This window comes from Caballeronia fortuita (assembly GCF_001544835.2).
GTDB lineage: Bacteria > Pseudomonadota > Gammaproteobacteria > Burkholderiales > Burkholderiaceae > Caballeronia > Caballeronia fortuita.
In genome coordinates, this window is sequence record NZ_FCNX02000009.1 from 57,646 (window position 1) to 75,061 (window position 17,416).

The 17,416-nt window shown below is 64.6% G+C and carries 14 protein-coding genes; 8 read left to right on the forward strand and 6 right to left on the reverse strand.

Annotation, left to right across the window (positions count from 1 at the left end; translation table 11 throughout):
- The first annotated feature begins 337 nt into the window (after nucleotides 1-337).
- Nucleotides 338-2,041 carry a ShlB/FhaC/HecB family hemolysin secretion/activation protein gene (locus AWB77_RS18160; RefSeq protein WP_061135843.1) on the forward strand — a complete coding sequence of 568 codons (1,704 nt, stop codon included), beginning with the start codon at nucleotides 338-340 and terminating at the stop codon, nucleotides 2,039-2,041.
- Nucleotides 2,042-2,065: 24 nt separating this feature from the next.
- On the opposite strand, the gene AWB77_RS18165 is transcribed toward AWB77_RS18160, so the two are convergent.
- The 5 genes from AWB77_RS18165 to AWB77_RS18185 form a co-directional block, all read right to left on the reverse strand.
- The gene (locus tag AWB77_RS18165) at nucleotides 2,066-4,459 is read right to left on the reverse strand and encodes a beta strand repeat-containing protein (protein WP_082852677.1); all 2,394 of its coding nucleotides are present in this window, start codon (nucleotides 4,457-4,459) and stop codon (nucleotides 2,066-2,068) included.
- A 275-nt stretch (nucleotides 4,460-4,734) separates the two neighbouring features.
- Nucleotides 4,735-5,103: a hypothetical protein gene (locus AWB77_RS18170; RefSeq protein ID WP_061135844.1), complete on the reverse strand. Its 369-nt coding sequence runs from the start codon at nucleotides 5,101-5,103 to the stop codon at nucleotides 4,735-4,737.
- Between the two features lie 140 nt (nucleotides 5,104-5,243).
- Nucleotides 5,244-6,536 carry an ATP-binding protein gene (locus AWB77_RS18175; RefSeq protein ID WP_082852678.1) on the reverse strand — a complete coding sequence of 431 codons (1,293 nt, stop codon included), beginning with the start codon at nucleotides 6,534-6,536 and terminating at the stop codon, nucleotides 5,244-5,246.
- A complete protein-coding gene (locus AWB77_RS18180; protein ID WP_061135846.1) occupies nucleotides 6,533-7,195 on the reverse strand; it encodes a response regulator in 663 nt (220 codons plus the stop codon). Before AWB77_RS18180 ends, AWB77_RS18175 begins: the two co-directional genes overlap by 4 nt.
- Before the next feature lie 184 nt (nucleotides 7,196-7,379).
- On the reverse strand, nucleotides 7,380-8,525 hold the full coding sequence (locus tag AWB77_RS18185) for a porin (RefSeq protein ID WP_061135847.1): 1,146 nt from the start codon (nucleotides 8,523-8,525) through the stop codon (nucleotides 7,380-7,382).
- 281 nt (nucleotides 8,526-8,806) lie between these two features.
- On the opposite strand from AWB77_RS18185, the gene aldA reads away from it, so the two are divergent.
- The 6 genes from aldA to AWB77_RS18215 all read left to right on the forward strand — a co-directional run bounded on the left by aldA (nucleotide 8,807) and on the right by AWB77_RS18215 (nucleotide 16,471).
- Nucleotides 8,807-10,231, forward strand: coding sequence for an aldehyde dehydrogenase (gene aldA, locus AWB77_RS18190; RefSeq protein WP_061136061.1), 1,425 nt, complete (start codon nucleotides 8,807-8,809; stop codon nucleotides 10,229-10,231).
- Between the two features lie 115 nt (nucleotides 10,232-10,346).
- A complete protein-coding gene (locus AWB77_RS18195; protein WP_061135848.1) occupies nucleotides 10,347-11,648 on the forward strand; it encodes an MFS transporter in 1,302 nt (433 codons plus the stop codon).
- Complete coding sequence (locus AWB77_RS18200) at nucleotides 11,645-12,862, forward strand: mandelate racemase/muconate lactonizing enzyme family protein (RefSeq protein WP_061135849.1); 1,218 nt, start codon at nucleotides 11,645-11,647, stop codon at nucleotides 12,860-12,862. The genes AWB77_RS18195 and AWB77_RS18200 overlap by 4 nt, the downstream gene beginning before the upstream one ends.
- An 18-nt stretch (nucleotides 12,863-12,880) precedes the next feature.
- Nucleotides 12,881-14,539 (forward strand): GMC family oxidoreductase, encoded by a 1,659-nt coding sequence (locus tag AWB77_RS18205; protein WP_061135850.1) that lies wholly within the window; start codon nucleotides 12,881-12,883, stop codon nucleotides 14,537-14,539.
- 117 nt (nucleotides 14,540-14,656) lie between these two features.
- Nucleotides 14,657-15,577, forward strand: a complete 921-nt coding sequence (locus AWB77_RS18210) for a LysR substrate-binding domain-containing protein (protein WP_061135851.1) — start codon at nucleotides 14,657-14,659, stop codon at nucleotides 15,575-15,577.
- A 12-nt stretch (nucleotides 15,578-15,589) separates the two neighbouring features.
- Nucleotides 15,590-16,471 (forward strand): LysR substrate-binding domain-containing protein, encoded by an 882-nt coding sequence (locus AWB77_RS18215; RefSeq protein ID WP_061135852.1) that lies wholly within the window; start codon nucleotides 15,590-15,592, stop codon nucleotides 16,469-16,471.
- A gap of 12 nt (nucleotides 16,472-16,483) precedes the next feature.
- Here the strand turns inward: AWB77_RS18215 and AWB77_RS18220 are convergent, their stop codons facing one another.
- A complete protein-coding gene (locus AWB77_RS18220) occupies nucleotides 16,484-16,792 on the reverse strand; it encodes a DUF4148 domain-containing protein (protein WP_061135853.1) in 309 nt (102 codons plus the stop codon).
- A 132-nt stretch (nucleotides 16,793-16,924) separates the two neighbouring features.
- Here AWB77_RS18220 and AWB77_RS18225 point away from each other — a divergent pair, with 132 nt between their 5' ends.
- A complete protein-coding gene (locus tag AWB77_RS18225; protein ID WP_445343886.1) occupies nucleotides 16,925-17,320 on the forward strand; it encodes a response regulator in 396 nt (131 codons plus the stop codon).
- The last annotated feature ends 96 nt before the right edge of the window (nucleotides 17,321-17,416 follow it).

Sequence of the window (17,416 nt, forward strand, 5' to 3'; positions counted from 1 at the left end):
GGCCGATCATCCCTGAATCATAGATGTGTTGAGCGGTCGTTAGAAAGAAAGGCGTCGTTACGGTGCTTTCTACTGGCCGCGCGTGATGCGTCAGTCATTTCTACGTCCACGCGGGGCGATGAACGCTAATAAGCAGGCGTCGCGCATCTTACCTTCACGAAACTTCATGAGCGCGCCAGCCGCATGAAACGTTCCGCGCCATGCGCTGATAACATGCGGGGCCGATCCACGCGAGCTACGCCGGAGGAAAGATGCAGCATGACTGTTCCGCGCGTCCGAACCATTGACGCGCGCACGATTCGCCGCGACCCTTCTGCCCGTCGCGGTTCTATGCAGCATGAATGCGCGCGATGCCGCCGCGCAATCGTATCGCGATGTCGCGCCAATCGCGCCGCCTGCCGTCGAACGGCCGCGCGCGCCGGCGTCGCCGCCGGAACCCGCCGACGATTCGCAGAGAATCGCGATCGCAGACCTGCGCGGCATCGCGTTCGTGCGCGCGGATGCCGCCACGGGCGCGTCGCAGTCGAGCGCGAACGGCGCGATCACATCGACGGGCGCGCCTTTACTCACGTCCGCGTTCCTCGATGAATTCGCCGCAGACCTTCACGAGCCGCTGACCTTCGCGCGTCTCGCGCAGATCCGCCGCGCCGTCGTGCAGCGGTATCGCACGGCGGGCCAGCCGCTCGTCGATGTCTACGTGCCCGAGCAGGACGTGAGCGATGGCGCTGTGAAGATCGTGATCGCCGAGTTTCGCGCGGGGCGCGTGACGCCGAAAGGCAATCGTTACTTTTCCGATGCGTTGCTCACGCGCGAGATGCCGCTCGAAAGCGGCGCGCCGATCCGCGAAGCCGATGTCGCCGCCGGGCTTGCGTTGCTCAACGCGAATCCGTATCGGCGCGTGGACGTGATCTATACGCCCGGCACCGCGCCCGATACGACCGATGTCGTGTTGCAGACGCAAGACCGTTTTCCGTTTCGCGTCTACGGCGGCTACAACAACGATGGCGTGCGCGATCTCGGGCGCGATCGCATTCTCGCAGGCTTCGATTACGGCAATTTGTTCGGCATCGATGCGCGCATCGGCTATCAGATGACCGCGAGTAACGACTTGCTGAGCGGCAATCCGGACATCGAAGGGCGGCCCGATCGTCCGCGCTATATCGCGCACGCGTTCAATGCGGTGGCGCCGCTGCCGTGGATGGATCGCGTCGAACTGTTCGGCGTGTTCGCGCAAAGCACGCCGCGTCTGCCGGACAGTTACGGTCAGACCGGTCTCAGCGCGCAGTTGAGCTTTCGCTACGACAGGCGTCTGCCGCCGCTCGACAACGCGGGCGCGTGGCAACAGCAACTGCAGTTCGGCTACGACTTCAAGCGTTCGAACAACGATCTCGAATTCGGCGGCTTTCAGGTGTTCAATGCGAACACGCATATCCATCAGTTCGTGATCGCCTACGATCTGTCGGGCAGCGATGCTTCCGGCGATACGCATGTCAACGCGTCGCTTTTCCTGAGTCCCGGCTACTTCGACAGCGACAGCAACGACGACGCCTACGACGCCGCGCGTCTGGGCGCGAAGCCACGCTATCAGTACATGCAGTTGTCGGCGCAGCGCGATTTGCCGCTCGGCAAAACGGGCTTTTCGATATCGGCGCGCGGGTTGTTGCAATGGACCGGCAGCACGCTGTTGCCGAGCGAGGAACTCGGACTGGGCGGCGATGCCACGGTACGCGGCTACGAGCCGTATTCCGCGCAGGGCGATCGCGGATGGAACCTGCAGACGGAACTCCGCGCGCCGGCGCTATCGGCGGGCAGCGCGGCGCTGCAGCCGTTCGTGTTCTTCGATGCCGGGCACGTGTGGAATCGGATCCCGGAATTCGGCGAGGTGAACAACGCATCGCTCGCCAGCATCGGCGCGGGCGTGCGCGTTCAGGTCGGACGCTTCGTCAGCTTCCGCGGCACCTACGGTTTTCCGTTGAAGGCGGTCGTGCCGAACGGATCGAAAGCGCCGGTCGGAGAATTGTTTCTCGTGATCGGCAGCTAGGATTCCGTTCGGCACGCCAGCGCGTCAGGGTTGCGCCTGCTGCCACTGCAAGACAGGATGCGTCGCGCCCGAGGGCATCGCCCAGACGCCGTTCGACGGAATGCCCCAGTCGAGGAAGTTCGACGGATTGCTCATCTGCGCGGTCGTGAGGCCGTTCGAATCGGGCGGCGCCGTGCCCGAGTTCGAGCCGGCGGCGCTGGTGCGGATCGTCGTGTCCCTGTTCCAGTAGACGTTGTTGTGAATCGCGCCCTGGTTGTAGGCTGCGATGCCGCCGTATGCGTCGCCCGGAGGCCCGCCGCCGCCGACTTGCCCGACCGCGAACGATTCGTTGATGACGCCCGTCGTGCCATTGACGTAGACGAGGCCGCCGCCGCCGAAACCGCCGACGCCGCCCGTCGCGTAAGACTGCGTGATGAGCCCGTTATTGAACGCGACGAGCCCGCCGGTTTCGCCATGCGTCCCGGCGTACGTGGTGCCGCTCGCGTACGACTGCGCGATCGTGCCGTTGTTCACGCCGACGAGTCCGCCCGCCGGAATCTGATAGCCGACGTCCGCCGTGCTCGACGAGCGCTCGACGATCCCGTTGTTCACGCCGACGATACCGCCTGCGCCCGCGCCGCCGAAGCCGTTCTGCGAGACGCTGCCCGTCGTGTTGACGTACGCGACGACGCCGTTGTTCTGGCCCGCGAGCAGGCCGAACGCGCCCGACGAATAGCCGTTCGTGTTCGAGTTCGTGAGATTCAGGTCGCGCACCACGCCGTTCGCGCCGATCACGCCGAACATGCCCTGACGGTCGTCGTCGAGATTGGCCGTCGTCGTGAGCTTGTCGATGGTGTGGCCGAAGCCGTCGAACTGACCGGTGAACGGCGTCGCCGTCGCGCCGATCGCGGTGAAGTAGTTGGGATACGCCGTCGCGCTCGCGTCGATATCCTTGCCGAGCGCGTAGTTGCCCGCGAGGTCTTTCGACACGTTGGAGAGATCGGTGAGATTGTTGACGAGCTTGTACGCCGTCGCCTGCGTGACGAGCCCGCTGTACGGCGCGGCCGTCCATCCGCTGTTCGTGAGCAGCGTGCCCGGCGCGTATCTGCCGTTCATGTCATACAGCACGCTGACGATGCCGCCGCTCTTCGACCAGTCGATCGTGCCGCCGTTCGTCACGCCGCCGCCGTTGTCGACGCCGCCCGCATCCGCGCGCAGCGTGAGATTGCCGTTTCCCGTATTGCCGACGATCGCGCCCGGCCCGATCACCACGCCATGCGCCGCGCCGAGCGTCAGCGACGCATTGCCGTTCCACTGGACGTTGCCGCCGACGCTCAGATCGCCGGTGCCCGCTTCGACATCGACCGATGTGCCGTTGGAAAGACTGCGCGCGAGCGCGTCCGCGTTGGTCTGATCGACGGTGAACGCCGGCGCGCCGACCTTCCAGGTGCGCGCCGTCACGTTCGCGCCTGCGAGATCGAGCGCGTTCCCGCGCGTTTCGACGGTGCCGCCGCTGCCGTCCGCGTTCGTCGCGGCAATCGCGCCGTTCGCGTGGACCGCGCCCTGGTCGGCGACGAGCCATACGTGGCCTTCGCGCGTGGCGGTGCCGGTCGCGCGGATCGCGCTGCTGTTGCCCGCGAGAGCGTACACGTTGCCGTCGGCGGCTTGCAGGTTCGCCTGCGCCGCGCGGATCGTGCCGCCGTTCATCGCCGTGCCGCCGCTGCCCGCCTGCACGAAAACCTGCTGTCCGCTCGACGAATCCTGCAGAAGCACCTGATTGCCGGTCGCGATCTCGACCGTGCCCTGCGGCGCGTTGATGCTGCCGCCGTTCACCGTGGCCGAGCGCGACACGAGGAACACGTCGCCGCCGCTCGATCCGATCGTGCCGAGGTTGATGACCATACCGTCGCCGCCGCCCGACAGCGTGAGCGGGCCGCCCTGCATGAACGCGTCGTTGCCGATGTCGAGCGCCGACGCGACGAAGCGCCCGCCCGTCGCGACGACACCGCCCGGCCCGACCAGCACGCCTTGCGGATTGACGAGGTACACGCTGCCGGTCGCGCTGAGCTGCCCGAGAATCACCGACGCCTCGCCGCCGGTCACGCGATTGAGCGTCGCGCCGCTGCCGTTGTTGATCGTGACCTGACGTCCGCTGCCGATCGAAAAGCTGTTCCAGTCGATGACGCCGCGCGTCGTCGTCTGATTGACGGTGAGCGCCTGACCACCGCCGCTGATTGCGCCGCTGCCCGCGACGAACTGGCCGCCGGACGGCAAGGGCGGCGCTGCATTGGCGAGCGTCGCGCAGGCGAGCCCCGCGACGAGCGGCACGAGTATCGCGAGCGGTCGCAGACGCACGCGGTGAAACGCGGTTTCGGAAACAGGCAAACGCTTGGACGAACGCGTGGGCGAACAGCTGCGCAAACGATTGCTACGGTGCATGACCACCTCCAGTCGGTGTCGATTGTTGTCATCGTTGTGGGCCGCTGACGGTGTAGCCGCTTTTCAGCCGGGCGATTCGTGACACCGCCGGGAGCCGCGAACATCGACGTGCGAGCAGGCGCGCAGATGGTATCGTCCGCGCCCCGCACGCCAATGTGGGGTTCCGCACATTCGGCCAGCGCAAAAAAACGTCCATGCCCGAGCGCGAGGCGCGCCAAGGCGCGCGCGCGGCGCGGCACGGAAATTGATCAGACGAACAGAAGCGGACGAACCCGTTACGGCAATGGTTTGCGCCGGCTCGACAATTCGATACGGCATTCGTGAAAGATGCGCTGGACGAGCGCGCTTTCGTAGTCGAGATCCTCGCCTTCCAGGATGCGCTCGATGTCGCCGCGCGAAGCATCGGCGTCGAGCGTGGCGGAAAAGCGCGCGGCGAGCGACTGTGCCGCCACCGAAAGCCGCGCGGTCTCGATCCAGTCCGCCGCGCGATGATGCCGGTCGAGCCAGCGATGCGCCGCGCGCACCTGAAACGACGTGTCGGGCCACTCGCCTTCGATGTAGTACGCGCCGAGCAAAGCGCAGGTGAGCCAGCACAGCAGATGCACCCGGTCGTCGGGGCCGAGGGGATAGCGCACTTGACTCATGATGACCCATCGAAATGACCCATCGGAATGACGCATCGGAATGACGCATCGGAATGACGCATCGACGATATCACGCCGTGCCCGCGCCCGGCATGCCCGGCGCGTATGGCCGCGCGCGTCGTGCATGTCGCTGCGGGCAGTTAAGGCGTGGCGATGGTGACGGTCACGACGAGACCGCGCGGCGCGGCATCGGCGAGTTCGACCTGCGCGCCGATGCGTGCCGCGATGGTGCCGACGATGGAAAGCCCGAGTCCCGAGCCGTTCGCGTCGCTGCCCGGCACGCGATAGAACGGATCGAAGACGCGCGCGCGTTCCTCGGGCGCGATGCCCGGCCCGTCGTCCGCGACGCGAATCCACGGCCGCGCGTTCGAGACGCCCGTCGCGAGATCGACGCGCCCGCCCGCCGGCGTATAGCGGATCGCGTTGTCGACGAGATTTTTCACCATGATCGTGATGTCGGCTTGCGGCGCGTGAATGAACACCTCGTCGACGCTCGATACGCCGATATCGATCTCCTTTTCTTCCGCGAGCGGCATCAGATCTTCGAGCACGTTGCGGAAAATCTCCTGCACGCGCAGCCGCGCGACATCGGCGTCCGTGCGTTGTTGCAGGCGCGCGAGCGTCAGCAGTTGATGCAGCAGCGAGCGCGTGCGCGCGAGGCCGCGCCGCAATGCATCGAGGCGTTCGCGCGCGGTGTCGGGCAACTCGGACGCGTCGAGCCGCTCCGCCTGCAGCGACAGCGCGGTCAGCGGCGAGCGCAATTCGTGCGCGGCATCGGCGACGAAGCGGCGCTGCAGCGCCACCGACGCCTCCACGCGCGCGAGCAGGCGGTTGATCGCGACGACGAAAGGCGCGATCTCGCTCGGCAGCGCGTCGCCGGAAAGCGCGGAGAGATCGTGCTCGGGCCGCGTGTCGAGGCCCGCCGACAGCGCCGCGAGCGGCCGGAACATGCGCCGCACGATCAGATGCAGCGCCGCGAGCAGCACCAGCGCGAGCGCGGCGAAGGGCGTCACGGTGGCGAGCGCGCTGTTGCGGGCGATCTCGTCGCGGCCCGCGGTCTTCTGGCCGATCACGACGCGCGTGCCGTCGTCGAGCGTCCTGACGGCGAGACGCCAGCGCGTGCCATCGACTATTGCGTTCTGCAGGCCGTCGGGGACATTGGCGGCGATGGAAAGCGGCGTGCGCTCGACGAGCGTCTGGATGACGAGCTTCGATTCCGCGTCGGCGCCGTCGACCTGGGCGAGCGCCTCGCGCTCCATCACCGCGAGCGTGCGCGGCGTGACGAGCGCGGCGATCTGCTTCAACTGGCCGTCCTGCAACTCGTTGGCTTCGTGAAGCGCCGTCTTGAACGCGACGACGCCGCCCGCCGCAGCAATCGCGACGACGAGCGCCGACAGCCAGGCCGACAGCCTGAACTGGAGCGAACGCGTCATGGCTGCTTCGAGACCATCCAGCCGACGCCGCGCACGTTGCGGATCGCGGTCGCGCCGAGCTTCTTGCGCAGTGAGTGGATCAGGAATTCGACCGCGTTGCTTTCCACTTCCTCGTTCCAGCCGTAGATGCGGTCTTCGAGTTCCGCGCGCGAGAGGATCGCGCCGGGTCGGATCATCAGCGCTTGCAGCAGCGCGAATTCGCGGCTGGAGAGCCGCATCGAGAGTTCGCCGGTGGTGGCTTCGCGCGTGGCGGGATCGAGCGTGAGCACGCCGTTCGTCATGAGCGGCGCGGATTGTCCGCCACGGCGGCGGATCACCGCGCGCATGCGCGCTTTGAGCTCGGCGATGTCGAAGGGCTTGATGAGGTAATCGTCGGCGCCTTCGTCGAGTCCGCGAATGCGTTCCTCGACGGAATCGCGCGCCGTGATGATGATGAGCGGCACGTGATTGGTCCCGCGGCGCACTTCACGCAGCACGTCGATGCCATCGGCGCCGGGCAGGCCGAGATCGAGCAGGATCGCATCGTAGACGTGCGTGGTGAGGCTCGTGAGCGCGAGCCGGCCGTCGCGCACCCAGTCGACGGCATAGCCGCCTTCGCGGAGTTCGTCCTGCACGGATTCGCCGATCATCCGGTCGTCTTCGACGAGCAATATCCTCATGGCGTGTCTCCGTGCGGTCATGGCGATCGACGGCGGCGCGCGACGATTGAGGCAGGCGGATGCTTCATGTTGCGGAGCCTTCGCGTTCAGGGAAGCCGCAAGGGTAGTGGAGTGAAGCTTAGGAGATGCTTAGGGGTTGCGCTGTCCGCGCACGCGACGCGGACAGCAATTTCGCTTCCCGATATCAGAACGCGTGCCGCAACGCTACGCGCGCGACGAACTGCTCCGAATTCGACGACACGCCTTGCGTGCCCGGAATGAACGCCTGGTCCATCACCGAATCGGTCGAGCCGCCCGCGATCTTCTGATACGCACCCTGCATGTACACGTCGGTGCGCTTGGAGAGGAAGTAGTCCGCCATCAGACCCGCCGAGTGGATATGCGGCTTCACGGTGCCCGCGGTCGAGTCGTACTTCTCCATCGAATAGACGTACTGCGCACCGACGAAGAAGTCAGGCGCGAACTGATACTTGCCGTTGATCTCGAAGTTTTGATAGCGCAGGTTCTTCAGCGTATTGCCCGACGATGCGAGCGACCCGCCGATATAGCCGTTCGTCAGCGGATCGCGATAACTCGAATTGGTGTACGCGAAACCCGCCGTCGCCTTGCCGAACGTGTAGTTCACGCCCGCGCCGAAGATCTGCATGCGCTCGGCGATGAAGCTCGCGTCGTTCGTCGCGATCGCGCCGTTCGCATTCGCGCCGACGCCATCCGCGCGCAGGTACGCCGCGCCGGCGAGCAGGCCGCCGTTTGCATACGACGCACCGAAGCTGTACTGCCGGTTGTTCGCGAAACTTGTGTCGTTGCTGAAGCTGTACGTGCCGCCGAAGCTGAAGCCGCCGAACGACGGGCTCGCGTACTTGACCGTGTTGTTCACGCGGAACGAGTTGTCGGTGTTGTCGTTGTCGAACGGATGCGCGAAGAGATAGCCCGCGAAGTTGCCGTTGGCCGTCGTCGGCGCGAGGTAGTCGACCACGGAGTCGTACTGGCGGCCGAGCTTGATCGAGCCGAAGCGGTCGTTGCTCATGCCCACATACGCCTGCCGCCCGAACATGCGCCCGCCTTGTCCGGCTGCGCCGTTGCTCAGATTCACCCCGCTTTCGAGCTGGAACACGGCCTTCGTGCCACCGCCCAGGTCTTCGGCGCCGCGCAGGCCCCAACGGCTGCCGGATGCGTAGCCGCTCGTCAGTTCATACACGCGATTTCCGCCGACATTGCTCGTGTAGTCGACGCCTTCATCGAGGACGCCGTACAGCGTAACGCTGCTTTGAGCATGCGCTGAAGTCACGATACACGCGAGCGCGGCCAGGGCTATTACTTTGATTCTCATGAAAGTCTCAAATCTTTTACTTATTCGTGAAGAAGTCCCAACCATCGAGGCTGGCAGGGACCGCGAGCGACGGATTGTGGCCGATGAAAGAAGCGTCGCAAAAGGATTTAGTCGAACAGCGAGCGTGAGTTTTTTGAATGTTCGTCCAGAAAATTCATTGCTTGTCGCTGCAGCGCGAGGCGCGGAAGAATGGCCTGAAATGCGTTGCCTTGTCGCAGCGGTTGCCCGACTCGCCGGCGGCCGGGCGCCGCGACGCACAGCGATCAAGGAAACCGCAAGACATGAAGCCAGAATGCAATTTCGTGAACGGACGTTTCATCGAGCCTGTCGCCGATAACGTCACCGCAGTCCTGAATCCCGCGACCGAAGAAGTGCTCGGCCACGTTCACAACGCATCGCGCGAACAGGCGCTCATGGCCGTCGATCAAGCCGCCGAAGCGCAACGCGCATGGCGCGTGCTGCCCGCCGCCGAGCGCGGCGCGCATATGCAGCGTCTCGCGGATGCAATCGTCGAAGCTTCCGCCGATATCGGCGCGGCGCTCGCGGCCGAATCCGGCAAGAGCCTGCTCGATGCGACCAACGAAGCCGTGTACGCCGCGCAGATCACCCGTTATCACGCTGAATGGGCGCGCCGCATCGAAGGCGAAGTCATTCCGAGCGATACGCCGAACGAGAACCTCGTGCTGCATCGCGAGCCGATCGGCGTCGTCGCGTGCCTGATCCCGTTCAACTTCCCCATCTACACGCTGATGCGCAAGATCGCGCCGGCCCTGATCGCGGGCAACACGGTCGTCGTGCGTCCGAGCAACAACACGCCGCTGTCGGCGTTCGAACTTGCGCGCGCCGTCGAACGCGCGGCGCTGCCGGCGGGTGTCGTCAACGTGCTCGCGATGGATCACGCCACCGCCGAAGTCGTCTGCACGCATCCGAAGGTCGGCATGATCACCTTGACGGGCAGCGTCAACGCCGGCCGCAAGGTGCTCGAATACTGCAAGGCGAATATCGCGAAGCCGTCGCTGGAACTCGGCGGCAAGACGCCCGCCATCGTCGAGCCGGACGCTGATCTGCAGAAGGCCGCGCGCGAACTCGTCGCATCGAAGCTCACGCACAGCGGCCAGCTTTGCACGGCGATCGAACGCGTCTATGTGCACGAAAGCATCCACGACGAATTCGTCGGACTGCTGCGCGATCAGATGATGGCAAAGCGCATCGGCGACCGTTATGAAGACGCGAGCCACATGGGTCCGCTCGTGAACAAGGCGTCGCGCGACGGCATTCACGCGATGGTCCGCCGCGCTGTCGAAGCGGGCGCGAAGCTCGAAACCGGCGGCGAAGTGCCGGCTCGCAAGGGCTTCTTCTATCCGCCGACGCTGCTCTCCAACTGCCGTCAGGACATGGAGATCGTTCAGGAAGAAACCTTCGGCCCCGTGCTCGCGGTGCTCAAGTACGCGACGATCGACGAAGCGCTCGCGCTGGCGAACGATCACCAGTTCGGCCTGTCCTCGGTGCTCTACACCGAGAACTATCGCACCGCGATGAAGGTCGCGAATGCGATCGAAGCGGGCGAGCTTTACATCAACCGCACGCCCGCCGATCCGTATCAGGGCTTTCACGCCGGCTGGAAGCGCTCCGGCATCGGCGGCGACGACGGCAAGCACGGCATGCTCGAGTTCACGCAGACGCGTCTCGTCGTCATGAAGTACTGATTTGCGCGGCCGCTGACGGCCGCTTTGTTGTTCCCCTCATCTACAAAAACATGTTGAAGGCCCAGTCGCGCGGCGTCAGGACGCCGCGCGCCGCTGCCCTTCGAGGAGCACTCCTGTGTCGTCGAATTCCGTTCAATCCAGCCAGAGCGTGAGCGCACCGCGCGCAAGCACGCGCGCCGACCGCTATATCCAGCTTGCGTTGCTCGTGATCGCCGCTGGCGCGATCTATCCGATTCTGTATCTCCGGCAGGTTTATCAGCCGACGATGCTCGAAGTCTTTCACATCACCGAGGCGCAACTCGGCTATCTCTACTCCGCGCTCGGCACGATCTTCCTGGTGTGCTATCTGCCGAGCGGCTGGCTCGCGGACCGCGTCGCGCCGCGCCTGCTCATCAGCTTCTCGCTGATCGCGACAGGCGCGCTCGGGCTGTGGTATTCCACCGCGCCTTCGTTCGGTGCGCTAGTCGTGATCTTCGGCGGCTGGGGCCTGACGACCGGCCTCACGTTCTGGGCCGCGATCATCAAGCGCGTGCAGACGATCGCCGCCGCCGACGAGCAAGGCCGCTTCTTCGGCTTTCTCGACGGCGGGCGCGGGCTGATCGAAGCGCTGCTCGCGACCATCGCGATCGGGCTGTTCGCGTGGACCACGCAGACGCGCGGCGAATCGGCCACGGCGGGCTTCCGGCTCGTCGTCTATATGTACGCGTTCCTGTGTATCGGGCTTGGCGTGGTGCTCGGTCTCGTGCGCGATCCGCAAGGCGCGCAGGCCGGGGCAGCGAAGCGCGAAAAGCGCAACGTGCTGCGCGACCTCGCCACGCTCGTGAAGAATCCGCAACTCGCGCTGCTGTCGGCCATCGTGTTCTGCGGCTATCAGGTTTTCTGGTCGACGTATAGCTTCTCGGCTTATCTGCACGAGAAGGAAATCGGCTTGACGGTCGTGCTGGCCGGCTTCATCACGACGCTGAAACTCTGGATGCGCCCGATCGGCGGCATCGGCGGCGGCTTTCTCGGCGACCGTTTCTCGAAGACGAGCGTGCTCATCGTCGCGCTGTTCTCGGCATCCGCCGCGCTGCTGGTGCTGATGGCCGCGCCCGCCATTTCGAGCCATGTGCTCGTCGCGGTGCTCGTGCTGTTCATCGGCGTGATGACGTATGCGATTCGCGGCCTCTACTGGTCGCTGCTCGATCAGTGCAAGGTGCCCGCCGAAACGATGGGCCTCGCGATCGGTCTCGTGTCCGTCGTCGGCTATTCGCCCGATGCTGTGCTGCCGCTCATCAACGGCTATCTGACGCAGAACTATCCGGGCGTTCACGGCTATCAGCTGTATTTCGGTTATATCGCCTTCATGTCCGCGCTCGGCGGCGTGGCGGCAATCATGTTCAAACTTCGACTTAGCAAGCAGGGAGCGCAATCATGAAGATCGCCGCGCTGGAAACGCACATCGTCGCGGTGCCGCCGCCGCACGTCGGCGGCATGTACTGGATTTTCGTGAAGCTGCGCACCGCGTGCGGCATCGAAGGCGTCGGCGAAATCTATTCCGCGACGTTCCATCCGAAGGCGATGGCGCCGATCATCGAAGACGTGTTCGAGCGCTATCTGCTCGGCCACGATCCGCATCATGTCGAGCGTTTCTATCGCGAAGCGTATTCGAGCGGCTTCACGCAGCGCCCCGACCTCACGATGATGGGCGTCGCGAGCGGCCTGGAAATGGCGTGCTGGGACATCATCGGCAAGGCGGCGAACAAGCCGGTGTACGAACTGCTCGGCGGACGCGTGCATGACCGGCTGCGTTCGTACACGTATCTCTATCCGAAGAACGCGCGCGGCGAATACGACTACGACGACCCCGACCTCGCCGCCGAATGCGCCGCGCACAACGTCGCGCTCGGCTTCACGGCAGTCAAGTTCGATCCGGCCGGTCCGTACACCGCGTATTCCGGCCATCAGATTTCGCTCGAAGTGATGGATCGCTGCGAGACGTTCTGCCGCAAGGTGCGCGAGGCCGTCGGCAGCAAGGCCGATCTGCTGTTCGGCACGCACGGCCAGATGGTGCCGTCGTCGGCGATCCGCCTCGCGCAACGCCTCGAAAAGTTCGATCCGCTGTGGTTCGAAGAGCCGGTGCCGCCGGGACAGGAAGACGCGATGGCGCAAGTCGCCGCGAAAACCAGTATTCCGATCGCGGCGGGCGAGCGCCTCACGACCAAGTACGAATTCTTCAAGCTGCTCGAAGCGAAAGCAGCATCGATCCTGCAATTCAACGTCGGACGCGTGGGCGGTCTGCTGGAAGCGAAGAAGATCGCGAGTCTCGCCGAGGTGCACTACGCGCAGATCGCGCCGCATCTCTACAACGGTCCGGTCGGCGCGGCGGCGAGCATCCAGATCGCCGCGTGTTCGCCGAACTTCCTGATTCAGGAAAGCATCGGCACGTGGGACGGTTTCCACGCCGACGTGCTCAAGTCGAAGATCCGCTGGGAAGACGGCTACATCGTTCCGTCGACGGAACCGGGTCTCGGCGTCGAACTGAATATGGACGTCGTGCGCGCGCATACGCCGTACACGGGTGAGCGTCTGCACCTGCAGATGGCGGCGAAGCCCGCCGACGTGAAGGATCTCGCGCCCGCGAAGGGCTGAACGAAAGGCAAATAAAGCATGGAATTCGATTACATCATCGTGGGCGCGGGTTCGGCGGGCTGCATTCTCGCCAATCGTCTAACCGAGTCCGGCGAGCATTCGGTGCTGCTGCTCGAGGCGGGCGGCAAGGACGACTCGTTCTGGTTCAAGATTCCGGTTGGTTTCACGAAGACCTACTACAACCCGGAATACAACTGGATGTACTACAGCGAGCCGGAAGCGCAACTGAAGGACCGCTCGCTATATTGTCCGCGCGGCAAGGTGCAGGGCGGCTCCGGCTCGATCAACGCGATGATCTACGTGCGCGGTCAGCCGCACGATTTCGACGACTGGTCGCGCGCGGGCAACGCCGGCTGGGGCTATAGCGACGTGCTGCCGTATTTCCGCCGTCTCGAATCGCACTGGGCCGGCGATACGCCTTATCACGGTGCGAGCGGCAAGATCAGGATTTCGTCGATGAAAGACGGCGCGCATCCGATCAGCGGCACCTTTCTCGAAGGCGCGCGGCAGGCGGGCTTTCCCGTCACCGGCGACATCAACGGCGCGGACTACGAAGGCGCGACCGTCTACGACATCAACGCGCGCAAGGGCGAGCGTTCGTCGAGCAGCTTCGAATATCTGCATCCGGTGCTCGGGCGCAAGAATCTGCGCGTGGAGCGCAATGTCAGCGTGAGCCGCGTGACGTTCGACGGCAAGCGCGCGACCGGCGTCATGGCGACGCGCAACGGCGAAGCGCTGCAATTCCGCGCGAAGCGTGAAGTGATCCTGTCGGCGGGCGCGGTCGATTCGCCGAAGCTCATGCAGCTTTCCGGTCTCGGCGACAGCGCCCTGCTCGAAAAACACGGCATTTCCGTCGTGCACGCGTTGCCGGCCGTCGGCAAGAATCTGCAGGATCATCTGTGCGTGAGTTTCTACTATCGCGCGACGATCGAAACGCTGAACGACGAACTCGGCTCGCTCTTCGGCAAGGCGAAGGCCGCGCTGCGCTATCTGACATCGCGCAAGGGCCCGCTCTCGATGAGCGTCAACCAGTCGGGCGGCTTCTTCAAGGGCGATGACGACGAAGCGCAGCCGAACCTGCAACTGTATTTCAATCCGCTGTCGTATCGCATTCCGAAGAGCAGCAAGGCGCAGCTCGAACCGGAACCGTACTCGGGCTTTTTGCTGTGCTTCAACCCGTGCCGTCCGACGAGCCGCGGTTCGATCGAGATCGCGTCGAATCGCGTGGAAGACGCCGCGAAGATCAGCATCAACGCACTGACGACGCCGAAGGACATTCGCGAAGTCGTGCAGGGCAGCAAGCTCGTGCGCAAGATCATGAGTTCGCCCGCGCTGCGCGCGATTACGGCGGAGGAAATCTCGCCCGGACCGGACGTGAAGAGCGACGCCGACATGCTCGAGTATTTCCGCGAGCAGTCGGGTTCGATCTACCATCTGTGCGGTTCCTGCGCGATGGGTCCGGACGCGCGCACCGCCGTCGTCGACGAGCGCCTGCGCGTGCATGGCGTAGCGGGCCTGCGTATCGTGGATGCGTCGATATTTCCGAACATCACGTCGGGCAATCTCAACGCGCCCGTCATGATGGTCGCGGAAAAGGGCGCGGACATGATTCTCGACGATGCCCGCACGGTCATCGAACAAGTCGGCGCGCCCGCGGAGCCAGCGGCAATCGCCTGAAGCGGCATAATTTGCCTCGATTCGTAAAATGTCGCCTGAGAGCGGCACGTTCCGGCGTCGATGCGTGTTCAATTCGCGCATCGAACGCAAGGAAAGGAGACCGATTTGAAGCGAAAAATGCCTGCCCTGAACGCGCTCAGGGCATTCGAAGTTGCCGGGCATACCGGCAGCTTCACACGCGCGGCCGAAATGCTGCATGTGACGCAAAGCGCGGTGAGCCGTCAGGTGCGCCAGCTCGAAACGCAGCTCGGCGAGCCGCTGCTGCTGCGGCGTCACCATTATCTGGAGTTGTCGGCGACCGGGCGGCTGCTGTTGCAGGCGCTCAAGATGTCGTTCGACCGCATCGAACTGACGGTGCGCAGCATTCAGGAGCGCACGCACCTGAGGCGCCTGCGCGTCAATGCGCCGCCCACTTTTGCAAGCCGCTGGCTGATGCCGCGTCTGCCAGCGCTGCGCGCGGCCGCGCCGGAAGTCGAAATCACGCTGACCACGCGCCTGAAGGACGATATCGTCGAATCGGGCGCGCTCGACTGCGCGATCCGCTTCGGCAACGGCGAGTGGAACAGTCTCGACAATCAGTTGCTGATGAACGAGCGGCATATCGCCGTCTGTTCGCCGACGCTCCTGGGCGAGTGCGAGCCATCGGACATCGATCTGAACGATCTTCCGCTGCTGCATGTGCTCGCGGCCAACGATCAGCGCTATCTCACATGGCAACATTGGCTCAAGGCAGCGAATATCGATGATGTCGATACGCGCGGCGGCTGCGAATTCGATCTGCTCGATCACGCGATCCGCGCGGCAACCGATGGTCTCGGCGTCACGATCGCGGATCGTCACATGATTGCGCACGAGATGGGGCAGGGCGCGCTCGTGCCGATACTCGATGTCGAAGTGGACGGGCATCAGTCGTACTGGCTCGTCACGCGCACCGGTCAGGAAGATTCGCCGCAAGTCGCGCTCTTTCGGGCATGGCTGCGCGAAGAGATCGAAAAACAGACAGGCGCTTTCGGCGGCAAACGAGGCGCGCGCAGTTAGGAGACGACATCCGTGCGGCGACTGCCATCCCTGACCGCGTTGCGCTTCTTCGAGGAGAGCGCGCGGCACATGAGCTTCAACAAGTCGGCGGCGGCGTTGTGCGTGACGCCGGGCGCGGTGAGCCGGCAGATTCGCCTGCTGGAAGATGCGCTCGGCACAAAGCTCTTCGATCGCGATCACAAGGGCATCCGGCTGACGAAACAGGGCGCCGAACTGCTCGCGTGTCTGTCCGATGCGTTCGATTCGATCGAGCGCGTGACGCGATCCCTTTCGACCGTGCGACGCGGCGAACGCAAGCGCCTGACCGTGAGCGCGCCGCCCACGTTCGCGACGCGCTGGCTGTCTCCGCGGCTCGGCTCGCTGATGGACGCGGTGCCCGACATCGATCTTTCCCTTCGCACCGATGTTGCCGATGACCGCCAATGCAGCATTCGCTTCGGTTACGAGGCGCGGGCGGATCATCGCTCGGAGTTGCTGTTCATCGAGCGGCATGTGCTCGTCGGCACGATGAAGTTCGCGGGGCAGCCGGTCGAAGCGCTGCTCGAACGGCTGCCCGCGTTGCATGTCCTGCACAACGATACGCGCCTCACCCTGTGGCCCAACTGGCTCGACGCCGCCGGATTGCCGCGCACGTTCGGCGAGAAGGGCATCGAGTTTTCGACGCTCGATCAGGCCATTCACGCGGCGCGCGCGGGTTCTGGACTGGCGGTCGTCGATCGCAACATGATCGCCGACGAACTCCACGATGGCGCGCTGGTGCTGCTGTCGCCGGTGGAATCGACCGGGCCGTATGGCTACTGGCTCGATATCGCGCCTTCGTTCGCGAGCGAGGACTCCGTGCAGGCGTTCGCGGAATGGCTGCGCGGCGAAGGGGCAAAGGCGGCACAGCCGTAACGCGCTCGCAGTTCACTGGCCTTGCGGCCGGACACATTCCGTCTGATACCAATAGTCGACGAGGCGTTGCGCCGCCTGCAAGTCCTCGGGGTAGTACGGATCGTCGTAGAACGGCGGCGGGTCGTAGCCCGCCTTGCGCAGCGCGACGAGTTCGCTCTGATGCTCCGCCATCGTCGGATGCGCGTTGGTGCGAAGCGCGGTCAGGTCGCGGCACTCGGTATCGCTGAGATATCGGCCGGGCGGAGGCGGCTCGCCGACGCATCCCGCCAGCAAAAGCGCCAACGCAGGAAAAATCGACAGTGTGCGGGTTCTCGCGCTCATGACGTTTTACCGGCGTTCGATCGCCGCTCCTCCTTGCAATCGGCAACGAGCATATTTCGTTCCGCGCCTGCATCGGCCTCGTCGATCCAGGCGACGACGCGGCACACAACATGCTCAACACCTCGAATACACGTGTATGACCTTTTGCCGCGGAGACCGTGCCGGAATCGGACGGAATCGACCATGATGTTCCTGTTCGTCGAAGACGATGAAAACGTAGCGGCAGCGTTTGCGGAATTGGCCGCATCGCTCGGACATCGTGCGGATATCGCGCGAACGGGCGGGGAGGCGTTACAGATGGCGGGCCAGACGCGCTACGACACCGTTTTCATGGACATCGGCTTACCCGACATGGACGGCCGCAAGCTCTGCGAGTACATACGCTGCGCGGGCGCGTCGAACGACGCGTGCATCGTCGCGGTGACCGGCAACCAGGACTTCGACGCGGCCACTTCCGTGCAATTCGATGGCTGTCTGCGCAAGCCGGTCACGGCGTCGCAACTCACCGGAACCATCGATCGCTGCTGATGCCTTGCGCTTGTTCGGCCGCGGTGTGACCTGCATAACATTGGCTTAAGGAAAGCCGCGCTACGATCGGCGTCCATGAATCGATACTTCACTAAT